This window comes from Marinifilum sp. (assembly GCF_965230805.1).
Taxonomy (GTDB): Bacteria; Bacteroidota; Bacteroidia; order Bacteroidales; family Marinifilaceae; genus Marinifilum.
This window is the reverse complement of record NZ_OZ246019.1, coordinates 1,580,835-1,605,110: the sequence shown is the minus strand read 5'-3', so window position 1 is coordinate 1,605,110 and position 24,276 is coordinate 1,580,835. Positions and strand designations below refer to the sequence as shown.

Annotated in this window: 26 protein-coding genes; 18 read left to right on the top strand and 8 right to left on the bottom strand. The window is 36.4% G+C overall.

From position 1 onward, the window contains the following. Positions 1–10: 10 nt before the first annotated feature. Positions 11–601 carry an outer membrane beta-barrel protein gene (locus ACO05S_RS06335; protein WP_421920682.1) on the bottom strand — a complete coding sequence of 197 codons (591 nt, stop codon included), beginning with the start codon at positions 599–601 and terminating at the stop codon, positions 11–13. A gap of 62 nt (positions 602–663) precedes the next feature. After that, positions 664–1,125: a hypothetical protein gene (locus ACO05S_RS06330; RefSeq protein WP_421920681.1), complete on the bottom strand. Its 462-nt coding sequence runs from the start codon at positions 1,123–1,125 to the stop codon at positions 664–666. 325 nt (positions 1,126–1,450) lie between these two features. Here ACO05S_RS06330 and ACO05S_RS06325 point away from each other — a divergent pair, with 325 nt between their 5' ends. The 3 genes from ACO05S_RS06325 to ACO05S_RS06315 all read left to right on the top strand — a co-directional run bounded on the left by ACO05S_RS06325 (position 1,451) and on the right by ACO05S_RS06315 (position 5,105). Then, positions 1,451–1,981: an adenine phosphoribosyltransferase gene (locus tag ACO05S_RS06325; protein ID WP_421920680.1), complete on the top strand. Its 531-nt coding sequence runs from the start codon at positions 1,451–1,453 to the stop codon at positions 1,979–1,981. Between the two features lie 81 nt (positions 1,982–2,062). Then, on the top strand, positions 2,063–3,289 hold the full coding sequence (locus tag ACO05S_RS06320) for a 3-phosphoshikimate 1-carboxyvinyltransferase (protein WP_421920679.1): 1,227 nt from the start codon (positions 2,063–2,065) through the stop codon (positions 3,287–3,289). A gap of 1,078 nt (positions 3,290–4,367) precedes the next feature. Next, positions 4,368–5,105, top strand: a complete 738-nt coding sequence (locus ACO05S_RS06315; RefSeq protein ID WP_421920678.1) for a DUF6261 family protein — start codon at positions 4,368–4,370, stop codon at positions 5,103–5,105. 180 nt (positions 5,106–5,285) lie between these two features. Here ACO05S_RS06315 and deoD read toward each other — a convergent pair whose 3' ends face one another. Then, positions 5,286–6,002: a purine-nucleoside phosphorylase gene (deoD, locus tag ACO05S_RS06310; RefSeq protein ID WP_421920677.1), complete on the bottom strand. Its 717-nt coding sequence runs from the start codon at positions 6,000–6,002 to the stop codon at positions 5,286–5,288. Between the two features lie 239 nt (positions 6,003–6,241). After that, positions 6,242–6,703 carry a nucleoside deaminase gene (locus ACO05S_RS06305; protein WP_421920676.1) on the bottom strand — a complete coding sequence of 154 codons (462 nt, stop codon included), beginning with the start codon at positions 6,701–6,703 and terminating at the stop codon, positions 6,242–6,244. A 207-nt stretch (positions 6,704–6,910) separates the two neighbouring features. Between ACO05S_RS06305 and aspS the strand changes: the two genes are divergently transcribed. Next, a complete protein-coding gene (aspS, locus tag ACO05S_RS06300; RefSeq protein WP_421920675.1) occupies positions 6,911–8,662 on the top strand; it encodes an aspartate--tRNA ligase in 1,752 nt (583 codons plus the stop codon). Between the two features lie 51 nt (positions 8,663–8,713). Here the strand turns inward: aspS and ACO05S_RS06295 are convergent, their stop codons facing one another. The 4 genes from ACO05S_RS06295 to ACO05S_RS06280 form a co-directional block, all read right to left on the bottom strand. Then, the gene (locus ACO05S_RS06295; RefSeq protein ID WP_421920674.1) at positions 8,714–8,995 is read right to left on the bottom strand and encodes a hypothetical protein; all 282 of its coding nucleotides are present in this window, start codon (positions 8,993–8,995) and stop codon (positions 8,714–8,716) included. A gap of 129 nt (positions 8,996–9,124) precedes the next feature. Then, a complete protein-coding gene (locus ACO05S_RS06290; protein WP_421920673.1) occupies positions 9,125–9,319 on the bottom strand; it encodes a hypothetical protein in 195 nt (64 codons plus the stop codon). A 167-nt stretch (positions 9,320–9,486) separates the two neighbouring features. Then, complete coding sequence (locus tag ACO05S_RS06285) at positions 9,487–9,702, bottom strand: hypothetical protein (protein WP_421920672.1); 216 nt, start codon at positions 9,700–9,702, stop codon at positions 9,487–9,489. Positions 9,703–9,908: 206 nt separating this feature from the next. Further along, the gene (locus ACO05S_RS06280) at positions 9,909–11,078 is read right to left on the bottom strand and encodes a 1-acyl-sn-glycerol-3-phosphate acyltransferase (RefSeq protein ID WP_421920671.1); all 1,170 of its coding nucleotides are present in this window, start codon (positions 11,076–11,078) and stop codon (positions 9,909–9,911) included. Positions 11,079–11,349: 271 nt separating this feature from the next. Between ACO05S_RS06280 and ACO05S_RS06275 the strand changes: the two genes are divergently transcribed. The 14 genes from ACO05S_RS06275 (at position 11,350) to ACO05S_RS06210 (ending at position 24,267) form a co-directional block, all read left to right on the top strand. Next, a complete protein-coding gene (locus ACO05S_RS06275; protein ID WP_421920670.1) occupies positions 11,350–12,024 on the top strand; it encodes a zinc metallopeptidase in 675 nt (224 codons plus the stop codon). Between the two features lie 147 nt (positions 12,025–12,171). After that, complete coding sequence (locus ACO05S_RS06270) at positions 12,172–12,609, top strand: hypothetical protein (protein ID WP_421920669.1); 438 nt, start codon at positions 12,172–12,174, stop codon at positions 12,607–12,609. A 455-nt stretch (positions 12,610–13,064) separates the two neighbouring features. Next, positions 13,065–13,715, top strand: coding sequence for a CoA transferase subunit A (locus tag ACO05S_RS06265; RefSeq protein ID WP_421920668.1), 651 nt, complete (start codon positions 13,065–13,067; stop codon positions 13,713–13,715). 14 nt (positions 13,716–13,729) lie between these two features. Then, on the top strand, positions 13,730–14,113 hold the full coding sequence (locus tag ACO05S_RS06260) for a hotdog domain-containing protein (protein WP_171595325.1): 384 nt from the start codon (positions 13,730–13,732) through the stop codon (positions 14,111–14,113). A gap of 9 nt (positions 14,114–14,122) precedes the next feature. Beyond that, a complete protein-coding gene (locus ACO05S_RS06255) occupies positions 14,123–14,947 on the top strand; it encodes a 3-keto-5-aminohexanoate cleavage protein (RefSeq protein WP_421920667.1) in 825 nt (274 codons plus the stop codon). An 82-nt stretch (positions 14,948–15,029) separates the two neighbouring features. After that, a complete protein-coding gene (locus ACO05S_RS06250; protein WP_421920666.1) occupies positions 15,030–16,064 on the top strand; it encodes a zinc-binding dehydrogenase in 1,035 nt (344 codons plus the stop codon). Further along, positions 16,064–17,326: a lysine 2,3-aminomutase gene (gene ablA / locus ACO05S_RS06245; protein ID WP_421920665.1), complete on the top strand. Its 1,263-nt coding sequence runs from the start codon at positions 16,064–16,066 to the stop codon at positions 17,324–17,326. Before ACO05S_RS06250 ends, ablA begins: the two co-directional genes overlap by 1 nt. Beyond that, the gene (locus ACO05S_RS06240) at positions 17,313–18,335 is read left to right on the top strand and encodes a hypothetical protein (protein ID WP_421920664.1); all 1,023 of its coding nucleotides are present in this window, start codon (positions 17,313–17,315) and stop codon (positions 18,333–18,335) included. Before ablA ends, ACO05S_RS06240 begins: the two co-directional genes overlap by 14 nt. After that, positions 18,322–19,731, top strand: coding sequence for a MutS-related protein (locus ACO05S_RS06235; RefSeq protein ID WP_421920663.1), 1,410 nt, complete (start codon positions 18,322–18,324; stop codon positions 19,729–19,731). Before ACO05S_RS06240 ends, ACO05S_RS06235 begins: the two co-directional genes overlap by 14 nt. 89 nt (positions 19,732–19,820) lie before the next feature. Continuing rightward, on the top strand, positions 19,821–21,389 hold the full coding sequence (locus tag ACO05S_RS06230) for a lysine 5,6-aminomutase subunit alpha (RefSeq protein WP_421920662.1): 1,569 nt from the start codon (positions 19,821–19,823) through the stop codon (positions 21,387–21,389). 93 nt (positions 21,390–21,482) lie between these two features. Further along, a complete protein-coding gene (locus ACO05S_RS06225) occupies positions 21,483–22,271 on the top strand; it encodes an OAM dimerization domain-containing protein (RefSeq protein ID WP_421920661.1) in 789 nt (262 codons plus the stop codon). 33 nt (positions 22,272–22,304) lie between these two features. After that, positions 22,305–22,967, top strand: a complete 663-nt coding sequence (locus ACO05S_RS06220; protein ID WP_421920660.1) for a 3-oxoacid CoA-transferase subunit B — start codon at positions 22,305–22,307, stop codon at positions 22,965–22,967. A 93-nt stretch (positions 22,968–23,060) separates the two neighbouring features. Continuing rightward, positions 23,061–23,813 (top strand): beta-ketoacyl synthase N-terminal-like domain-containing protein, encoded by a 753-nt coding sequence (locus ACO05S_RS06215; RefSeq protein ID WP_421920659.1) that lies wholly within the window; start codon positions 23,061–23,063, stop codon positions 23,811–23,813. Next, entirely contained in the window at positions 23,749–24,267 is a 519-nt protein-coding gene (locus ACO05S_RS06210; RefSeq protein ID WP_421920658.1) for a thiolase family protein, read from the top strand. The genes ACO05S_RS06215 and ACO05S_RS06210 overlap by 65 nt, the downstream gene beginning before the upstream one ends. The last annotated feature ends 9 nt before the right edge of the window (positions 24,268–24,276 follow it).

Below are 24,276 nucleotides of genomic sequence, written 5' to 3'. Positions count from 1 at the left end.
TACAAAATATTTATAAAGTAAATGTGGTTCCCAGGCTTAAAAAGCCGGCATTAGCCCAACCTATTTCTGTAAATAAGCCAAATTGACTGGAAAGATGATAACGAGCACCAAGAACCAATCCCAAGTCAACTAATAATTCATTGGATGTGCGATCTGAAAATACCGGATTTGAACTGGCATCCGGAGAAAGACTTTCAAATTTTTTGTGTTCTAGTGATAAGCCGACTTTTATTGAGGCATATAAATCAATGTCATATCCCGTTGAGAGGTTCATATCCGATAACCAATCATTTAATTCGTAAGTAAGAACACTTCCAAAACGGTAATAATTATATGTTGTTTTGCTATGTCCAAAATTGTATTCATGTTTTTGGCCTGCATACCCAAGATAAGCTCCAATGTCTAAATTGTCTTGCCATTCTTTTTCGAGTTGGATTAGTAAAGATGGATGATTGCTTTCATCCGATCCTGCAAACTTGTGATCGAATTTACCATATTTGCCTAGTGGAATTCCAATGCTAAGGCGTAAATCTTTTTCTTGAGCAAAGGAAGATAGAGATAGTGCGCATAACAAAAATGCTAAAAGAGTTCTAAATTTCATTCTTATAAAGTGTTTGTTAATCGTATGGTTAACGATTTATATTTTAAAATGGTGTGTTGATATTACTTTTCTTTGCTAATCCTCGAAAGAGATTGAATGATTTGTTTTCTTTCGGTTTTAGAAAATGCAGATAAGCATACGGGTGGATATTTTGCAATTCCTTTATCGGTGATTTGGAATAAGGAAAGCTTTGGTTTTAATCCAAAAGTTTTGTTTTCTATTTCGAATTTAGCCAATAGATTTTTAGGTATTTCGATGGATTTAAAGTTATCATGAAATGGATGTAGCGGATAGTACCTTAGTATTATCTTGTCATCACCTTCCTTATATATCAGGAAATTAAAATTTAAATGAAATGAAAAAACAATAATCAATAAGAAAACAGCACTCATTATTCCTATGATTTGATATGGTTTGTTAACATTTAAATACAATAATAAAACAATGGTAGCCAGAAATAAAAAGATAAGCAGATAATAAGAAAGCTTGATCCAGCTTGCGCGATTTTGATTGTTAATTGTCATATTTTTTGTGTGTAATTCAAATTCAAAGGTAAAAACTAATCAATATCGAACAAGGGACGAATACAAAATATATTCTTAAATGATCTTGATTTTTGGTCGAACTCATGCTCTTTAATTCTCTGCAAAAAGTTTGTGCGATTTTTTCAATTTATAATGCTTATTTAAATGGACTTTTCTATTTTTACCCGGGATTATCCCACACTTTATCAGGTAAATATTTTGAATAATTAAGTGATGAGGGGGTGAAGGTTCCACTTCTTCCGAATTGCTGTGTTTGAACGAAAAACGGAATGGTGTTTTTACTCCCGAGAAAAATAAAATAAAAATGGAAGCAAGACTTCAAGAAGCAAAAGATTCGATAAGAGACGTGATTAACTTCCCAAAGGAAGGAATCGTTTTTAAAGATATTACTACAATGTTGAAAGAAGAAAAGCATCTGGCAACATTGGTAGACACATTATACAATCAATATAAAGATAGAGGAATTACAAAAATTGTTGGCTTGGAGAGTCGTGGTTTTATTTTAGGAACTGTGTTGGCATACAAATTAAATGCAGGATTTGTACCTATTCGTAAGCCAGGTAAATTGCCGGCAGCTACTTTTTCAGAAAAATATACTTTAGAGTATGGCGAGGATGAAATTCACATTCATCAGGATGCCTTAAATGAAAATGATGTTGTTTTGTTGCACGACGATTTATTGGCAACAGGTGGCACGGCTGCAGCATCAATTAATTTGCTTGAAAAATGTGGTGTTAAAAAGGTTTTTGTAAATTTTCTTGTTGAACTTGACTTTTTAAAAGGTCGAAATAAGCTAAATACTGATTTCGAAGTTGAATCTTTGTTCCATTTTTAAAAGGTTTAATTGATAATGATATTTTGGCCGGCAATCATTTTTAATTGTTGGCTTATTTTTTAACCTGAAATTCAATAGCAAATGAAATACTCCATTTCTAAAACCAATAAAGTTCTGGAAGGAAGAGTTGTGCTTCCATCATCAAAAAGTATTTCGAATCGTGTTCAGATTATTAATGCCTTGAGCAATAGCTTTGAGCCAATAAAAAACCTTTCGGATTGCGACGATTCGAAGGCCATGAAGAATATCTTGTTATCTAATACCAATACTTTTGATGTTGGACATGCGGGAACGACTATGCGTTTTTTAACCGCTTATTTGTCGAAGATTGTGGGAGAGTGGACTTTAACCGGGTCGAATAGAATGAAGGAGAGGCCAATTGGTGTTTTGGTTGATGCTTTGAATTCGTTGGGTGCACAAATTTGTTATCTGGAGAAAGAAGGATACCCTCCTTTAAAAATATTTGGATCGAATATCACCGGCAAGGAAGTAGAACTAAAAGGAGATACCAGTTCGCAATACATCTCTGCTCTTTTATTAATTGCTCCAACTTTAGAGAATGGTTTGCGAATTAAGCTGAAGGGTGATATTGTATCCCGATCGTACATCGAAATGACTCTGAATATTATGGAAGAGTTTGGGGTAAAATCGGAATTTAAAGGACAAGAGATATTTGTAAGCAAGCAAGAGTACAAAAGAATTCCTTATACAGTTGAAGGCGATTGGTCGGGTGCATCGTACTGGTGGTCGTTTATAGCTTTGGCCGGGGAAGGCAAATTGTATTTGGATGGATTGAAAAAGAATAGCTTTCAGGGGGATTCGGGATTGATGCCTGTTTTTGAAAAATTAGGAGTGAAAACTCAGTTCTCGAAGCGAGGAATGTTTATTGAAAAGAAGGAGAGCGATTGCAAAAAGTTGGTTTTCGATTTCTTGCAGATGCCCGATTTGGCACAAACTTTTGCTGTGTGTTCCTGTTTAAAAGATATTCCTTTTCATTTTAAAGGATTGGAAACCTTAAAAATTAAAGAAACCGATAGAATTTTTGCTTTAATTGTCGAGCTCTCGAAATTGGGATATGTGCTTTATGAACCAGCAGATGGAGAATTGGCCTGGGATGGAGATCGCAAAAAGGAAGATGCGAATATTGTGATTGAAACCTATCATGATCATAGAATGGCGATGGCTTTTGCTCCGGTTGCCATGTTGCGAAACGATGTTGTAATAAACGATCCGGAAGTGGTGAACAAATCTTACCCTAATTTTTGGAAAGAGTTAAAAAACTTGGGATTTACTGTTGAAGAAAAATAGTTCTAATAAGCGTGAGTTCGAGGTAAAATTCGTTCACAGTTTGATCTGATTTTGAGTAGAAATTTTCTCAAATAGCCCGCTATTCTTTCCAAATTTTTAATGCAAATCTATCGCAAATATAACTTTCTGTGGATAGAATTTTACGTCGAACTCACGTTGGTAAAGATAACTTATCGTAATTCAAAGGGTGGCTAGTGTAAAGAATGCTAATTCCCCGAACTAATTTTTTGACCTATTTTCCTTTCTACTTCGTTAAGCTTTTTCGCCGTAGCTACGGCTATGCCTGTAAACCTTGCCTTGTAAAAAGAAAAATATTTTCAAAAACTTTAATTCGTTTTATTAACACTCTTCACACTAGCTTACAAAATGTAAATAGTCACCCTTTGATTTTTATAAAACAAGTATCTTTCTTCACTCATTTTAAAAAATCACCAACAAAGCATTGTGCCGTTGGATTGCTATAATTTAAGGGATTATCAAGACAATATATAAATTCCGGGCACAAACATATTGCAATGCCATAGGTAGGCTCGAAAAAAGGAGTAATACAATGTGTAATTGTACAAATGTTAAGGTAATTATTAGAACAACAACTTGCGAGGGCTTGCTCGGAACATGAAAATGACAACAACAACTTGCGAGAGCCAAATCGCCCTCATTTTTTCCTTCTCGCAAGCTGCGAGAGCCAAATTACGGCAAAAAAATGCATACAACAGCCTGCGAGAAGCAAATTGCCCTCATTTTTTTGCTCTCGCAGGCTGTTGTTCGGCTTTTTGTAACCGAAAAATGCTCTCGCAGCTTGTTGCTGAGCTTTTGGATTATTCAACGTGAGTTCGACAACAAATACTGGTTAAGGATAGGAGTATGTATACAAAAAAATAATTGAATTTGATTACATCATGATTGCGACTGGCAGCTTTAAAAAATAACGATTATTAACGACTTACAAAAGGAGATATATCATGTATTATGCTTTGTTTTTATTTTTTATAACAGACTCGTTTATGTTGTAATTATTTGAATTAACGTTACCTTTATTCGTATAAATATTAAGTGTAATTAATTAAATCATTTTGTAATGTTAAAGCAGTTATTGGCTAATGCCGATTCAAATGATACAGGGAGTGTATCAACAGAAATTATTGATGAATCAAAAAAAAGAGATTGGGAATTTGATCTATACTTTAAGGGGGTTTTAGATACTACTGAAACAGAGTCGAACCATTTATTAGCCATTACTGGCGAAGTTAGAAAACTATCTTATACTAAAAGTTTGAAAGATCTGGATAAGAAATTTGACAGAAATTTTCTTTACTCTAAAAATCTTGCAGTAGCATTTACCTACTCTCCTGTAGAGCTTATTGCTAAAAATGCCAGTATTATTATGGATAAGTTCGATGCTCATAACAATCAGCTTCATCGATTGGGCTATGGCAAACAGATTTATCTATCAAAGTCTTTAATTAATGATTTTAAAGAAAAAGATTTAAAAGAGGTTGTTGATTCTATTCCTGTTTTTGCAGAATCACTCTTAGAGCTAGAGAAGGTCAACAACGAATTAGATGCCATTTACAAGTTGAGCAAGGATGAAAAGTCTGCAATTGAGGATTTGCTGCCTGCATCAAAGCAAAAAAATGTTGTAATGGATTTGATTAACGATGAAATTCTACCTTATCTTAATGTTATGAGTAAGAAAGATCCGGAGCATTTTGAGGAGTTTGCTCAATTGGTTTTTATCTATATTGATGATACCAATACTGCTATTCGAACTAGGATGACAAAATCCGAAAAGGATAAAGAAGTTTCTCAGGAATAAGAAAAGTCTTTGAAAGAAACTAAAGTTGTTAAACCTGGAAACCAATAAGTTTTCAGGTTTTTATGCCTTGTACAAATTTAATTTAAAATTTTCCCAAAAAGGAAGAGGAGCACCAACAGCTCCTCCATTTCGTAAATTTTAAATGTATCTGATCTAATTTAACGTGAGTTCGACCTTAAATTATTGCCTAATTGCAGTTTCCAAACCAATTTCAATCATTGTGTTCAAGGTGGTCTGACGCTCATCGGCACTGGTTTCTTCTCCTGTAAGAATGTGATCGCTTACAGTCATAATTGCCAGAGCTTTTGCTTTATAACGCGCAGCAAGAGTGTATAAAGCCGTAGCTTCCATCTCCACAGCAAGAACGCCGTAATCTGCCCAAATTTTAAATGGCTCAGGATTATTGTCAAGGTCGTGATAGAAAATGTCAGAAGTTAAAGTTGCTCCAACTTGAACATTCACACCTTTGTCAAGCGCAGCCTGGTAGGCATCGCTTAAAAGGCCAAAATCTGCACAAGGAGCATAATCCATGCCTCTAAACAAATTTTTGTTAATAGCAGAATCGGTGCACGAAGTCATTGATAATACAACATCACGAACCTGAACATCATTGTTAAATGATCCACAAGTTCCTATTCTAATTAAATTTTTAACGCCATATTGGTTAATCAGTTCATGAGAATATATCGAGATGGAAGGTACTCCCATTCCTGTTCCTTGTATCGAAATTCGTTTACCCTTGTATGTTCCTGTAAATCCGAGCATGTTTCTTACTTTATTGTAGCAAGTAACATCTTCAAGAAAGTTGTCAGCAATATATTTTGCTCGCAATGGATCGCCTGGCAAAAGAATAGTTTCGGCAATTTCGCCCATTTTCGCTTCGTTGTGTGCACTCATGGTATTTTCTATTTTATTTTAAGAATAAAGATAATCGTTTTCTGTATCAAAACTGTTACAGATTTAGTTCTGCGCATAACTCGCTTTCTAAAAAGAGAATGGAAATAAAAATGCTTGGATGGCAGTGTGCTTTGCAGAATTGTGCCAACTTTAATTGCGACACAAGCCTTTATCACTTTTTTAGCCGGGGTCAAAAATAATCTTTTTTTAAAGAAATGCTTTGTTATGTATTGGATTATTTAATTTCTTTTTTTTGCAAAGAAATCTCGGATTAAATCAGTGCTTTCTTGCTCTAATATGCCAGACAGAACTTCCGTTTTTGGATGGAGCATAGGAGGCGAGAATTTTGAGAAACCTCTTTTTTCATCACTTGCACCATAAACAATTCTGTAGATTTGCGACCATGCCAATGCACCCGCACACATATTGCAAGGCTCTAAAGTAACATATAGGGTACAGTCTTTTAAATATTTTCCGCCCAGATAATTTGCTGCTGCTGTGATGGCTTGCATTTCGGCATGGGCGGTAACATCATTCAGTCGCTCGGTCAGGTTATGTGCTTTAGCTATAATCCTATTGTTGCACACAATTATTGCACCCACAGGTATCTCATCAGCTTCAAAGGCTTTATGTGCTTCCTGCATGGCTTGTTTCATAAAATATTCATCAGAAAATGGCGCAATTGTATCGCTTGAATTCATAGAAAATCTTTTTTACAAATCTGTTAATGAAAGCTATTCGGTTTCGCAAATTGTTATTATTTTCGCAAAGTTAACAAAACCAGTAATAAAGAATAACTCAGTATAAGAATTGACGATATGATTCGAATTTTCTGGTGAAGAATTTTAAAAGCTAAGAGCTAATAGCTAAAGGCTAAAAGCTAATTTAATTCAATTAATTGGTAAAAGATGTACAGAACTCATACTTGCGGAGAATTAAGAATTGAGAATGTAAACGAAACGGTAACATTAAGTGGTTGGGTGCAAAAAGCACGTGATTTGGGAGGAATGACTTTCGTCGATCTTCGAGATCGTTACGGAGTTACTCAGTTTGTTTTCAATATGGAAACAAATGCTGAATTGTGTGAGCAAGCCCGTAAATTGGGTCGCGAATTTGTTGTTGCCATTACAGGAAAGCTTGCCGAAAGAGAAAGTAAAAACAGTAAAATGTCTACAGGTGATGTAGAAATAATAGCTGAAAAACTTGATGTATTAAGCAAATCGGCTTTGCCTCCATTCACAATTGAAGATGATACCGATGGTGGTGATGAGTTGAGAATGAAGTATCGTTACCTTGATTTGCGTCGCTCTTGTGTGCGCGAAAATCTTGTGATGCGTCACAAAATGGGTATCGAAGTTCGTAACTACCTTGACCAATTAAATTTTATCGAAACAGAAACTCCTGTACTGATTAAATCTACCCCTGAAGGCGCGCGCGACTTTATTGTTCCATCAAGAATGAATCCGGGCGAGTTTTATGCTTTGCCACAGTCGCCACAAGTATTTAAGCAATTGTTGATGATTTCGGGTTTCGACCGGTATTATCAGATTGTAAAATGCTTCCGCGATGAGGATTTACGTGCCGATCGTCAGCCAGAGTTTACACAGATCGATTGCGAAATGGCATTTGTTGAGCAGGATGATATCCTTGATACTTTCGAAGGATTAACAAAGCACTTGTTCAAAAAACTGAGGAATGTGAATATTGATTACGATTTCCCACGCATGGATTATGCTGAAGCAATGGAATGCTATGGTAGCGATAAGCCGGATATTCGTTTCGATATGAAATTTATTGATCTTAGTGTAATCGCAAAAGGAAACGACTTTAAGGTATTCGATGAGGCAGAATATATTGGTGCAATTTGCGCTGAAGGATGTGCAAAATATACTCGCAAGCAGTTGGATCAATTAACCGATTTTGTAAAGCGTCCTCAAATTGGAGCTAAAGGCTTGGTTTACGTGAAATACAACGAAGATGGATCGTTTAAATCTTCTGTAGACAAGTTTTATAGTGCTGAGGATCTTCAAAAATGGGCTGAGGCTTGTAATGCAAAACCAGGTGATTTGATCTTGATTTTGGTAGGTGACAAATCTGCTGTTTTGTCTCAACTTTGCGAGTTGCGTTTGGAAATGGGAACTCAACTTGGCTTGCGTGATAGCAATGTATTTAAACCCTTATGGGTTGTCGATTTTCCTCTTTTAGAGTGGGATGAGGATTCGAAAAGATTCCATGCAATGCATCATCCGTTTACCTCTCCTAAGCAGAAAGATTTTCACTTGTTGGAAACTGATCCCGGAAAAGTTCGTGCCAATGCTTACGACCTTGTTATTAATGGTGTTGAAATTGGTGGTGGCTCTATTCGTATTCACGATACAGAATTACAGGCACAAATGTTCAAGCATCTTGGATTTACCGATGAGGAAGCAAAAGCTCAGTTTGGTTTCTTGATGGATGCTTTTCAATATGGTGCACCTCCTCATGGTGGTATTGCTTTTGGTTTTGATAGATTGGCATCATTGTTTGCAGGAATCGAATCCATTCGCGATGTAATAGCATTCCCTAAGAACAACTCAGGTCGCGATGTAATGATCGATTCGCCTTCTGCAATTGCCGATGAGCAAATGATTGAGTTGGGATTGGATTACCGAAAAGAATAAATAAAAGTTTAAATAAAGCAAAACCCGATCAATCGATCGGGTTTTTTGTTGCTATAATATTGTTTCTTCTTCGTTTTCTTCTGCTGATAAATCTTCTCGCTTCAACATATCTTGATACATTCGCCTCATGAATCGTGTACCATATTTTACAGCTTCATCCTTGCTTGTAAAGTTTCCTTTTATTAACTGATGAACGCTTAGTGCTTCGTTTGGGTCGTCGGTATAGTAAAAGATACTTACATTTGGCTTGTTGCCTTTCTTTTTGATATCCATCCCAAACCAAGTTTCAAAGACTTGATTATCAACTTTAATGTGACGCTTAAACTTTATCATTTTCTATAATTTTTACTGCTGCCAAGTTAAGCTAATTTTTCAAATAGGAAGCAGTTCAATTACAGGAATTTACAAAAACAAAAAAAGAGAGGTTTGCTATAAACCTCTCTGTAATATTTGTTGTAATTATTATAAACACAATTGTGGATGGAGAACCTCAGATACAATTTCATCAAATCTTCCTGAAAAATTTTCCGAGCACCAATTTTTAAGATCGGCAACTTCTGATGGCTGTAACCATTTAAGAGCCTTAATAAGTTCTTTTCTAAATAAGCTTAAGTCAAAGCTGACATTAGATAATACAATTTTTGTTTGTTCAAGCATTTGTTTTTAGTTTTTGTTTATGAGCCTGTGCTCGAATTTACCACTTTCTTTTCTGAAATAATTAGTGTTTTAACAAGTCTTAACATTATTTAGGATTTTGCTAATTCAGGATTTTTATTTTTTTAAAGTTTAAAACTTGCAGGTTACAGGTATAAAAAAAGGAGCTGTTATAGCTCCTGATCCTTTTTGTTTTCCATTTGTTTCATCTTTTTTTCCACGTTGTTTAAAAGTACCATCGAAAGGGTAAGGATGAACATCACAACAAGTTCGATGTATATTCCTGTTCGATCAGGCAATTCGCTACTGGCATTTAAAAGATTAAAAATAGCGGCTACCATAATTAAAAAGGTAGACATGATCAGAAGAAACTTTATCAATTTCATATTTATAATATATTGATTTGTGCTGATCGAAATTATTAAAAATATCAATCAATAAAAAGGAATTACAAAATAAAAGATTTTCAGAAGGAAGCCTTATGCGAATTATATGATGATTAAATTTGGGTTAGAATTTTTTATCAGCACAAAACTAAGTTAGGCTTCATTTTTTCATATTAAATGCTGAAAGTTAAATTTTAAAGAGTTCTTTAGTCTGAAATAAAATCTGGTTTTGTCAATTCTAGTCTGTTTTTAACAGGATTTGCATAGATCTCGAAAAAGATTTGATGTAATCTTTCTAAATCTTTACCGCGATCTTCAATGGTTGCAATCTTCTTCTCCATATGTTTAAGGAATAATTCTTTTTCCTCAATGGTATATTTATCCAGGAATTCGTTGCTATTGTTTACGATATCGTAAGCAATGTAATTATCGGGCCACAGTTTGTAGTTTTTGTGAATTCGGTAATCAATTAAATCAGCAAGGGCTTTGTATTTGTCTCTGCTTTCATCCATCGTTTCGATTACATCTATCATTTCTGATATTGGTTTACCAATATGGAAATGAACGCGGCCTTTCTCGTTAAGCATCCCACGAATCATGCTTCTTAAGTCATCTTTGGCAGTTTTTTGGTAGCCATCGTTAGTTTCCTTAAGGTGAACTTCGAGAGTTTTTAGTGCGTCGCAAGGTTCGTATTCATATGAAATGGCAACAGGAACAATTCTTAAATTTTTAAAGTGAGAGCTAAAGTTTTTGCCTCCACTCATTTGTAGCATTTTTAATAAGCTTTGCTGTGTTCTGTCGTCGCCATCTTTTGTTCTTCCTTCTCTTTGGGCAATCCAAATGGATGATTTTTTAGTGTTTATAGCATAGTTTATGTAGTTTGAAAGTTGCTTAGAACTAAGAAGCATCTGTCGAACAGAGACATTTCTGTTAACAACAAAGCTTTTGTTAAGCTTAACCAAATCTTCAATCCAGGGTTGAATTAAAAGATTACTTCCGATGGCAATTTCTGTTGTTTCAAAACCACTTGTAAACAGCATTACATTTAATAAAGCGGAGTCTAAAATTATATCACGATGATCAGAAATGAATAGATAACTTTCGTTTGGATCAAGATTATCCAGTCCATCTATTGTAATGCCTTTTGTAGTATTGTCAATAATATATTGAGCTAAGCGTACGATAAATTTACTTTGAAAGTCTTTTATGCTTTTTACTTCGCTTAAAGTTTTAATCAGCATTTCTTCCGAGAAGCCAGGGAATAATTGCTGAGCGAATTTAACAAAAGACTCTTCTTGAATAAGGCGATTTAGTACTTCAACTACTTCTGAATCGTTGTACGGTCTTATGTCATCAAAATCTGATTCGGTGATCATTCTACGGTTGAATTTGTTTTTAAGGAGATGCAAAAATAAGCATTATATGTGTAAATCTATGAAAATGATAAATTTTTTTGGCTTCGTTGGCGTTAAATCTATCTGAAATTCAAACATTTGGATTTTTAAATTAGAAGTTTAGGATTGTGATTAGCATACTGATACATGCTTGAATTTTGTGATTAAACTGACAAATCGGCATTAATTTATGGGTGCTTATACATTGGCAAAGAATTTGAAAGTGATTTTCCGAATTCAAAATGAAACGAAAATGATTTGGATAATTTTTATAGGATTTACATTATTGAGTTGGTTGGTAAGTAATCAGCTCAAGTCACGATTTCATAAATACTCTCAAATTCCAACCTCTAACGGGATGAGTGGACGAGAAGTAGTTGAGAAGATGCTAAGGGATCATGGGATAAGTGGAGTGAGAATTGGTTCGGTTGATGGGCAATTGTCTGATCATTATAATCCTGCTGAAAGAACCATTAATTTAAGTCAAGAAGTGTATCATGGACGGAATGTGGCAGCAGCTGCTGTTGCGGCACATGAAACAGGACATGCAATTCAGCATGCACAGGCTTACTCGTGGCTGCAAATGAGATCGGCTTTGGTTCCAGTAGTGAGTTTTAGCTCAAAATGGGTGCAGTGGATTCTGCTGGCAGGTATCATCATGATTAATTCTTTTCCTCAGTTATTACTTGCTGGAATTGTAATGTTTGCAGCAACTACTTTGTTTAGTATTATTACCTTACCAGTTGAAATTGATGCTAGTAACAGGGCATTAAAATGGTTGAAAACAACAGGGATAACAACTTACGAATCACAGAAGAGTGCTGACGATGCATTGCGTTGGGCTGCTTATACCTATATTATAGCTGCGCTTTCCTCATTGGCAACGCTAATGTATTATGTGATGCTTTATATGGGCAGAAGGGATTAGTGTTTGGAATAAATGTTTAAAAGGGGCTTCGTTAATAATGGAGCCTTTTTTTTGGCTAAGCTGATTTTGATTAAGAATATCCACTTCAGAAGTCTGACATATTCAATCTTTTCTTATTTTTAATCATTCAAAATAAAAAATCGGAAAATGGGTAGGTACATTAAATATGGATTCGTTGTAACGTTTATATGGGTAGGATTTATTCTGGCTATTAGTTTTATGGAGTCTTGGGTTAAGTTTCGGGCTGAATCTTTAGAGCTTGCAACAGCTTTAGATGTTGGCGTTCATGTGTTTGGAGCATTAAATTTGGTGGAACGCATTTTTACAGCGATAACATTGGTATATGTTTTTGTTTACTATACAGATAAATTTGTTGTGGTATATGGATTGACAATATTTACTTTCGTAGTGGCTCAATCCGGATATTTGTTGCCTGAACTGAATGAACATGCTGTTCTTATTATGCAGGGAATGCAAGCTCAAGAAAGTTCTGTCCATCTTTTATATGTTGTAATGGAAGTTATTAAGTTGATTTGTCTGTTACTTCTTGGTTTTAGGCAGGTTAGGCTATATAGAAAAGGTTAAATTTTTAACTAGCCCCTTGTTTGGGTTAACCAGAACAGTTAGAAAAACAGAGATATAATAAAAAACAATGCGAAGATTATGAGGTCGAGTCAGTTGGATTTGACCTCTTTTTTTTGATCTTACTCTAAAAAAAACTAAGATTTTTTCACATCAAACATGTTTTACAGCATAGTTCTTCTGGGTTGGCTGAGGAAAAAACACACAATAATGTTAAAAATACAACATCCATAAATGTAATTTTAACGTATTTAATTCAATTTTCCATCTTGTTTAGAATGAGTAAAAGTAAAATACTAAACAAGGAAATTCCATTTAGATCGAGTCTAAATATCGACGAGTGCAATCGTTTCCAAGTATTAATTATTCCTATATCTTTGTGAATGAATTAATCTATGTGATTTCTGATTTTCCACAGTAATGTTGGGTTGAGATGAAATCCACAAAATAATATTCCAATGAACAAGATAATCTCAATGATCGACGCTGTTGATAAGCTAAAAGATGGAATGACCATCATGATCGGTGGTTTTATGGCCGTAGGAACACCAAATAATCTTATGGATTTTATTGTTTCTTCAGGTGTTAAAAATTTAACTATCATTTGCAATGATACTGCTTTTATCGATAAGGGCTTGGGTAAATTAATCTCGAACAAGCAAGTGAAAAAGGTGATCACTTCTCACATCGGAACCAATTCTGCAACTATAGAACAAATGAACAATGGGGAAATAGAGGTTGAATTTAGTCCTCAAGGAACACTTGCAGAGCGTGTGCGTTCAGGAGGAGCTGGTCTTGGTGGTGTTCTTACTCCAACTGGACTTGGAACCATTGTGGCTGAAGGTAAGGAAGTAATTAATATTGATGGAAAGGACTTTCTGCTTGAAAAGCCATTGCGTGCTGATGTTGCATTATTAGGAGCAAGCGTTAGCGACAAAGAAGGAAACCTGATTTACAAAGGTACAACTCAAAATTTTAATCCATTAATGGCTACTGCAGCCGATTTGGTAATTGCTGAGGCTGAAAAAGTGGTTGAAGTAGGAGAAATTAGCCCTGAGCAAGTTAGAACTCCTTCAATTTTTGTGGATTATATCGTAAACAACAACTAAACTAATATAGACAAATGGAAAAGGCAATGATTAGAATGCGTATGAGCTCTCATGATGCTCATTATGGTGGTAATCTTGTAGATGGAGCAAAAATGCTTCAGTTATTTGGTGATGTAGCAACTGAATTATTGATTCGTCGTGATGGTGACGAGGGATTGTTCGCTGGTTACGAAAATGTTGAATTTTTGGCTCCTGTTTATGCAGGTGACTACATCGAAGCAGTAGGTGAAATTATCAAAGAAGGAAATTCGAGCCGTAAAATGTCTTTCGAAGCTCGCAAAGTAATCGTTCCTAGAACTGATATCTCTGAATCTGCAGCAGATTTTCTTGAAGAGCCTGTAGTGGTTTGTCGCGCTACGGGAACTTGTGTTACACCTAAAAATTGTCAACGTAAATAGTATACTGCCATGGAAAAATTGATCATCACAGCTGCAATTTGCGGCGCCGAAGTAACAAAAGAGCATAATCCTAATGTTCCTTATACAGTTGAAGAATGTGTACGTGAAGCGAAATTAGCTTACGAAGCCGGTGCAAGTATTATTCACCTTCATGTTCGTGAAGATGATGGTACACCTACTCAAGACAAAGATCGTTTCAAGGCAGTTATGGATGCTATTTATAAAGAGTGTCCTGATGTTATTATTCAGCCTTCTACAGGTGGCGCAGTAGGAATGAGTAATGATGAAAGACTTCAGCCTACTGAATTGAATCCTGAAATGGCAACTTTAGATTGTGGTACTTTAAATTTTGGGGGAGACGAGATTTTTGAGAATACTGAAAATACGATCAAATATTTTGGTGAGAAAATGATCGAGAGAGGCATTAAGCCTGAGTTGGAAGTGTTTGATAAGTCGATGATTGACATGGCTCTTCGCTTGCACAAGAAAGGATACATTCAGTCGCCTATGCACTTTGATTTTGTAATGGGTGTGAATGGGGGGATTTCTGGTACACTTCGCGATTTTACATTCCTGCGTGGATCTATTCCTGCTGATGCTACTTATACAGTTGCGGGTATTGGTCGTTACGAATTCCCATTGGCTGTTGCTGCCATTATCGATGGCGGTCACGTTCGTGTAGGATTCGAAGATAACACCATGATCGCAAAAGGTCAGGTAGCTGAATCGAATGGTCAATTGGTTGAGAAAGTAGTTCGTTTGGCCAATGAATTGGGTCGCGAAATTGCTAATCCGGCTGAGGCAAGAGAAATTTTAGGGTTAAAACAAAGATAAAATGCCATTGGCTTTTAGCGATTTCCATAATGAAAATAACTAATGTCTGACAGCTAATAGCCAACAGCTTTATAATAGAAAAATGAACAAAGGAAATAAATACGGAACTCACAGGGTACTTGAACCAAAAGGTACTCTTCCACAACCAGCTAAAAAGTTGGATAATACCATGTCGATTTACGACAACGAATTGTTGATTGATGTTCAGACTTTGAATATCGACTCGGCAAGTTTTACGCAAATTAAAGGGGCTTGCGATGCCGATACTGCAAAAATGGAAGAGATGATTCTTTCTATTGTTGGTGAAAGAGGTAAAATGCAAAACCCTGTTACGGGTTCGGGTGGAATGTTGATTGGTACCATTAAGGAAGTTGGTCCAAACTTTCCGAATCAGGATTTAAAGGTTGGTGATAAGATTGCAACTTTGGTTTCTCTTTCATTAACTCCTTTAAAAATTAACAAAATCAAGAATATTAATGTTTCTAACGATCAAGTTGATGTTGATGCAGAAGCAATTTTATTCGAGAGTGGTTTGTATGCAGTTCTTCCGAACGATATTCCCGAAAAATTGGCTTTAGCTGCTTTAGATGTTGCTGGAGCTCCTGCTCAGGTTGATCGTTTGGTTAAAGAAGGCGACACGGTATGCATCATCGGGGGTGGTGGTAAATCGGGTGTGCTTTGTTGCTACCAGGCAATGGAAAAAGTTGGACCTAAAGGCAAGGTAATCGTTGTGGAATATTCAGAAGAGAATGCACAGCGTATCAAAGATCTTGGTTTGGCTCACGAGGTATTAATTGGCGATGCAACTGATGTAATGGATATTTACACTCGTGTAACTGAAATTTCAGGTGAAGAAGGTTGCGACGTTGTAATTAATAATGTGAATGTAGCTTCTACTGAAATGTCATCTATCCTGATTACAAAAGACAGAGGGTGTGTTTACTTCTTCTCTATGGCAACTTCATTCACTAAAGCGGCATTAGGAGCTGAAGGTGTTGGAAAAGATGTTGACATGATTGTAGGTAACGGATATGCTATTGGCCATGCCGACCTAACTCTAGATATCGTAAGAAAATCAGAAGGAATTAGAGAGTTGTTCGAAAAACTATACGTATAATGGCTAACAACAATAGAAGAAAGGAATTATTTCCAGAGGTAACCGACATTCAGTGGAACGACTGGAAATGGCAGGTAAGAAATCGTATTGAAACTTTAGAGCAACTAAAGAAATACATTCACTTAACAGAAGAAGAGGAAGAAGGAGTTAAGAAGTCATTGGAAACATTGCGTATGGCAATTACTCCATATTATTTGACTTTGATTGATCAAGAAAATCCAAATTGCCCGGTTCGTAAGCAGGCTATTCCTACAGGAGCAGAGGTTCATAAAGCTGATGCTGATTTGTTGGATCCATTACACGAGGATGAGGATTCACCGGTTCCGGGATTAACCCACCGTTATCCGGATCGTGTATTGTTCCTGATTACAGATATGTGTTCAATGTATTGTCGTCACTGTACCCGTCGTCGTTTTGCTGGTCAGTCTGATGCATCAACTCCTCAGGATAATATCGAGAGAGCAATTGAATACATTGCTAACACTCCACAAGTTCGAGACGTTGTTCTATCTGGTGGTGATGCTTTATTAATCAGCGATGATAAATTAGAGTATATCATCAGCCGACTAAGAGAAATTCCTCACGTTGAAATTATCCGTATTGGTAGCCGCACACCTGTTGTATTACCTCAGCGTATTACAGAAGATTTGGTTAACATGTTGAAGAAATATCATCCAGTTTGGTTGAATACTCATTTCAATCACTCAGATGAAATTACTCCAGAAGCAGAGGAGGCGGTAGCGCGTTTAGCAAATGCTGGTGTGCCATTGGGTAACCAATCAGTGTTGTTGAAAGGTATTAACGACTGTGTTCACATTATGAAAAAATTGATGCACAATCTTGTTAAGAACCGTATTCGTCCATACTACATTTATCAGTGTGACCTTTCAATGGGACTTGAGCATTTCAGAACACCAGTATCAAAAGGTATCGAGATTATCGAGAACCTTCGTGGTCATACTTCTGGTTTTGCTGTTCCAACTTTTGTAGTTGATGCTCCAGGTGGTGGTGGAAAGACTCCAGTTATGCCTCAATACGTTGTTTCACAAAGTCCAGGTAAAGTGGTGTTGAGAAACTTCGAAGGTGTAATTACCACTTATACTGAGCCTACTCATTACGATGACAATTGTACTTGTCCTGATTGTACAATGGATGAAAAACACGAAGGTGTTGCTTCATTGTTGAATGGGGAAAAATTGTCAATCGAACCAGATCATTTGGCAAGAAAAGAAAGAAACAAAAAGACTGATGCCCTTTCTTAAGGACATAGAAAACTATAAAAGTCTTTCTATTGTAGGACTTGAAAAGAATACCGGGAAAACCGAGTGTTTGAATTATGTGCTGTCCCGATTAAGGGGCAGCCATAAGCAAATTGCTTTGACTTCCATTGGTATTGACGGTGAAAGTCGTGATCAAGTCACACAAACACATAAGCCTGAAATTGAATTGAGTGAAGGAATGATGTTCGTGACTTCGGAAATTCATTACGCGAAACGCAGATTGTTTTCAGAAGTAGTTGATGTCTCTTCTCAATCGACCAGTTTAGGACGATTGGTAACAGCAAAGACAATTCATTCAGGGAAAGTAATGTTATCAGGACCAGCTAATAATAGCGAAATTGTCAGGCTGATTGCTGATTTAAAAACAAAAGGTGTTGATCTTACCATTGTGGACGGAGCATTGTCGCGCAAGAGTTTGGGATCACCTGCAGTAACCGAAGCCATGATTTTGGCAACAGGAGCAGCTTTATCAGCAAATATTCCTCAATTGGTATTCAAAACACAGTATGTGTATGATTTGATTCAATTACCTGAGATCGATTCAGATTTGAAATCTAAATTAAGAGGAATAGAGAATGGCATCTGGGTTATTAATGAGACAGGAGAAATAAAAGATACAGGTATTGCTTCTGTATTGATGATCAAAAATAAAAAGGACCAACTATTTCAGTTTGGAACCGATTTTTTTGTGAGTGGAGCAATAACCGATCAGTTTTTAGATTTCCTGAAGAATCAAAAGCAGGTTGATAAAATTAGACTAATTATTAGAGACTTTACAAGAGTCTTTGCAAATCCTGAAACCTATTATGCCTTTATTAAAAAAGGAGGAAGAATTCAGGTATTAGATAAAACCAATTTGTTGGCGATTACCATTAATCCGGTTTCACCCGATGGTTATAGATTAAATTCAGATGAATTAAAACTGGCTTTGGAAACAAAATTACAAGTGCCGGTTTACGATGTAAAGAAGATTGAGAATGCAGTTTCGTAAAGCAATATCAGAAATAAAAGGATTGCAATATCTGGCTGAAGAGTTGGATTTGAAATCGCCAATGGGAAAGAGATTCCTGTTGGATACTGATATGTTCTGCTTCGAAGCTGAACTGAATATTGAATATGCATTGCTTAAGCAAACTGTAAATTCTATTGAAAAAGATGAAAAGATAATTTCAGCTATTCAGAATAAACTTTCTCACTTAAAAGAAATTCGAGCTAGTGTAAGCAATTTGAAAGCAAGCTTGGTTTTGGACGATGTTGAACTGTTCGAGATTAAATCTTTTGCAATGAATTGTCAGGGAATTTTAAATCTGCAAAAGGAGTTAAAACAGGTAGTAATTGAATTACCAAACTTAAGCGGATTGGTTGAAATTCTTGATCCTCAAAATACAGGAATTCCATCTTTTTACATTTACGATGAGTATTCATCACAATTGGCAGAAGCAAGAAAGAAATTGAAACTTGCCAAATCAACGAACGGAGATTCAGAAGAGAAGTTAGAAGACTTGTTCTGTAAAGCTGAGGAAATTGAGTCGAAAGTTCGTGAAGAGATTTGTACCAAGATCCGAAGCTTTGCAAGCGATTTGGCTTATGCAGTAAAGGAACTTGCACATTTGGATTTGTTGATTGCAAAGGCAATGCAGGCAGTTCAATTGAATTTAGTTCAGCCACAGATAACAAAGGTTGATACACATTATAAAGGTATGTTCAACCCTTTTATTAAAAATGAACTAGAAAAGCAGAAGAAGCAGTATCAAGCAATTGACATTGAGCTTCAAAAATCTGTTTGTTTGATTACAGGTGCAAATATGGCAGGCAAAACCGTTGTTTTAAAAACATTGGCTCTTTGTCAGTATCTGTGTCAATTTGGATTTTATGTTCCGGCTAAATCAGCTCAAATTTCTTTGGTCGATCAAATCATGCTTTCTGTTGGTGATGAGCAATCAGAATTGAATGGTTTATCATCATTCGCCTCAGAAATGATGAATGTAAACCAAATGGTTGAGATGTCTCAATCGCATGAAAATGTATTGGTATTGGTTGACGAGTTGGCAAGAACCACAAACCCGGTAGAAGGATTGGCAATTGTAAATGCTGTTGCCGATATTTTTTACCAAAACAACACCCGTAGTGTAATTACAACGCACTACAGTGGATTATACTCCAGGTTCAGAAAATTACGTGTTAAGGGTCTGGATAAGGATTTGGGTGATCAGAGAATCACCGGGAAGAATATAAACAGTTATATGGATTATTCGTTGGTTGAGGACAACACAGGGGAAGTTCCTCACGAAGCGCTTCGAATTGCATCATTATTGGGAATCAATAATAAGATAGTAGAAGGAGCACAAAATCAATTGAATAAAAAAGCTAGTATTAATAGAAATTAGATGTTAGAAATGAGATGTGAGATTAGTTAAGAAGGAGTAAAACAACCTTTCTCAAATCTAAAATCTTAGATCTCAAATCTAAAAGTAAAATGGATAAATTGAATATGCAAAGGAGTAAACTAGGTCTTGATTTTGAAAAAGTTGGACACGCCAAAGAGGTGTCGAAGCGAATTGCAGATGATGTTCAGAAATTCGTAGACAACTACTCAACCGTTGCTGTTGAGCGTACTTTGTGTCGTCTTTTAGGAATCGATGGAGTTGATAACAACGAAGTGCCACTTCCTAATGTTGTGGTTGATGAATTGAAGGACAAAGGAGTATTGAGTGAAGGTGTAATGTTCTTTTTGGGAAATGCTGTTTTGGAAACAGGATCGAACCCACAGCAAATTGCTGAAAAGATTGCTGCTGGCGAATTGGATATCACCACACTTCCAGTTCATACTTCTGAAGAAATTCAGAGCGCAATTCAACCTTTTGTTGAAAAGAGCATTCAGGTAATCAGAGATCGTAAGGCGAAAAGAGACAATTATATCAATACAATTGGTGAAGGAAATAAGCCATATTTATATGTAATTGTAGCTACAGGTAACATCTACGAAGATGTTGTTCAGGCTGAAGCGGCAGCTCGTCAGGGTGCTGATATTATTGCTGTAATTCGAACAACAGGTCAGTCTTTGTTGGATTACGTTCCTTATGGTGCAACTACCGAAGGTTTTGGTGGAACTGTTGCTACTCAGGAAAACTTCCGCATTATGCGTACTGCCTTGGATAAGGTAGGAGAGGAAGAAGGTCGTTACATTCGTTTGTGTAACTACTGTTCTGGTTTATGTATGCCAGAAATTGCTGCAATGGGAGCAATCGAAGGTTTGGACGTAATGTTGAACGATGCACTATATGGTATTCTATTCCGTGATATTAACATGCAACGTACAATTGTTGACCAGTACTTCTCAAGATTACTGAACGGTTTTGCAGGTGTAATTATCAATACTGGTGAGGACAATTACCTTACAACTGCTGATGCTTTCGATGAGGCTCATACTGTATTGGCTTCCGATTTTATCAACGAGCAATTGGCATTGGTAGCAGGTTTACCTGAAGAACAAATGGGATTAGGTCACGCTTTTGAGATGACTCCTGATTTAGAAAATGGTTTCCTTTTTGAGCTTGCACAAGCTCAAATGATCAGAGAGATTTTCCCGAAAGCTCCTCTAAAATATATGCCTCCAACGAAATTTATGACTGGTAACATTTTCAAAGGAAATGTTCAGGATGCGTTATTCAATCAGATTTCAATTTGGACAGGACAAGGAATTCAGTTGCTTGGAATGCTAACTGAAGCAATTCACACACCTTTCATGTCCGATAGATATCTTTCTATCGAGAATGCCAAGTACATCTTCAACAACATGAAGAGCATTGGTGACGAAATGGAATTCAAAGAAGGTGGTATCATTCGCAAGAGAGCTGCTAAAGTTCTTGATGATGCAACCGAATTGGTTGAAAAAATCGAGAAAGAAGGATTGTTTACTGCTCTTGAAAAAGGAATTTTCGCTGATATCAAGCGTCCTTTAGATGGTGGTAAAGGATTAGATGGTGTTGTAGAAAAAGGAAACAACTACTTCAATCCTTTCATTGAAATATTGCATAAGAAATAGATTTTAGAAATGAGACATGAGAAGTGAGAGTTTAGATTTTGAGAAATCTCATATCTATTATCTCAAATCTCATATCTAAAAAAAGATAAAAAAATGAGTGGAGGTCTTTATTCAACTGATTCCAACGATTTTGATAAAACGTTAGATCTAACCAAGATCAAACCTTATGGTGATACCATGAACGATGGTAAAACTCAGGTTAGTTTTACTCTTCCTGTTGCCAAAGGTGAAGAAGCTATTGAAGCAGCCAAGCAGATGATGCGTAAAATGGGTTTTGAAAATCCACAGGTTGTTATGGTGCAGGAATTAATGGAAGGATTTACTTTTTTCAATTGCTATGGAAATTGTAATCACACTGTTGATTACACCAGTATTCATGTACCAAAAGTAGAATCAACTACTATGGATATGCATGAAACTGATGATTTTGTAAAAGAAAATATTGGTCGTCCTATTCGAGTAATTGGTGCTAGTACAGGTACCGATGCACACACAGTGGGAATCGATGCAATTATGAATATGAAAGGATTTGCAGGTCATTATGGCTTGGAAAGATATGAAATGATGGAAGCCTTGAACATGGGTAGCCAGGTGCCAAATGAAGAATTTATTGCTAAAGCTATTGAGTTTGAAGCTGATGTTCTTTTGGTATCACAAACGGTAACTCAAAAGGATGTTCATATTAAAAACCTTACAGAATTAGTGGAACTAATGGAGGCAGAAGGATTACGTGAAAAGGTAATCTTGATTTGTGGAGGTCCTCGTATCTCTCACGAACTTGCAAAAGAACTTGGTTACGATGCAGGTTTCGGAATGAACAAGTATGCTGATGATGTAGCTTCTTATGCTGCTCAGGAATTAAGCAGAAGATTGAATGGATAGTATATAGTCAAACTGACCAATAACTAATAAAACATGGATAAAAAAGAAATCAGAGAGGTTATTGCTAAAAGAGCTGCTCTCGAATTAAACGATGGCGATGTGGTAAATCTTGGAATCGGTTTACCTACAATTATCCCTAACTATGTTTCATCTGATGTAAATGTGGTTTTACAATCAGAGAATGGAATGCTTGGTATGGGTGCTGCTCCTGCTGAAGGAGAAGAAGATCCTGATTTTGTAAATGCAGGAGGTGGATACATCACTTGTAAAGAAGGAGCTAGCAGTTTCGATAGTTCTGTTTCTTTTGGAATCATTAGAGGTGGTCATGTTGATGTTACCATTCTTGGAGCTTTGCAGGTTGATGAGCTAGGTAACCTCGCCAATTGGATAATTCCTGGTAGATTAACTCCTGGTATGGGAGGAGCAATGGATCTTATTGTTGGAGCCAAGCGTGTTATTCTTGCTATGGAACACACCGCCAAAGGACGCCACAAAATCTTGAAGGAATGCAATTTGCCACTTACAGCTGCTGGTCAGGTAAATCTGATTATCACAGAAATGGGTGTATTGGAAGTGGTGCAAGAAGGTATTTTACTTAAAGAGTACAATCCATTATTCACTTTGGAGCAAATTCAGGAGGCAACAGATGCAAAGCTGATTATTGCTGAAGACTTAATTGAAATGAGAAAGAATTAGATATGAGATAATAGATATGAGATATCAGAAAAGAGAAATAAAACAATTCTCAAATCTCACATCTATAATCTCAAATCTCAAAATCTAAAAAAAATGAGCAAAGTATATATTGTTGCAGCAAAACGTACTGCAATCGGGAAATTTTTAGGAACATTAACTCCTGTTAAAGCTGCTGATTTAGCCGCTACAGTAATCAAAAATATTGTTGAAGAAACTGGTGTTGAAGCATCAAAACTAGACGAAGTAATTGTTGGTAACATTCTTTCGGCTGGTCAAGGTCAGGGTGTTGCTCGTCAGGCTTCTATCAAAGCGGGTATTCCACAGGAAGTTCCTGCTTACGGAATCAACATGATTTGTGGTTCTGGAATGAAGACTATCAACCTTGCTTATGCTAACATCAAGTCGGGTGAAGCTAACATGATTCTTGCTGGTGGTACAGAAAACATGTCGAATTCAGGTTTTGTTATGCCAGGTCAGGTTCGTGGAGGACACAAAATGATGGATTTAAAAGCAGTTGACCACATGGTATTTGATGGTTTGACTGATGCTTTTGAAGGATATCACATGGGTATTACAGCAGAAAACATTGCTGAGAAATACAACTTGACTCGCGAAGAGCAAGATGTATTTGCATTTGCATCCCAGCAAAAAGCTGCAGCAGCTCAGGATGCAGGGAACTTCAAAAATGAAATTGTTCCCGTAGAGATCAAATCTCGCAGAGAAACAATAGTATTTGATGCTGATGAGTTTATCAATAGAAGAACCAGCGAAGAGAAATTAGGTGGATTACGTCCTGCATTTAAGAAAGAATGGAACTGTAACTGCTGGCAATGCTTCAGGGATTAACGATGGTGCTGCTTTTGTATTGGTTGTATCTGAAGAGGCAGTAAAAGAGCATGGTTTTACTCCATTAGTAGAAATCGTTGCTACCGGACAAGGTGGTGTAGATCCTGCAATTATGGGTATGGGTCCTGTTCCTGCTGTAGCTAATGTTTTGAATAAAGCTGACATGAAATTAGAGCAAATGGAAGTGCTTGAATTGAATGAAGCTTTTGCTGCTCAATCATTAGGAGTTGTGAAGCAATTGTGCGAAGATCATAATGTTGACATGGATTTTTTTAAAGAAAGATGCAATGTTAATGGTGGAGCTATTGCTTTAGGTCACCCAATTGGTGCATCAGGAACACGTATTACCGTTAGTTTGATTCACGAAATGAAGCGTACCGGTAAAGAGTACGGTTTGGCTTCACTTTGTATTGGTGGTGGTATGGGTACTGCAATTATATTAAAAAACGTGTAAATAGATAGG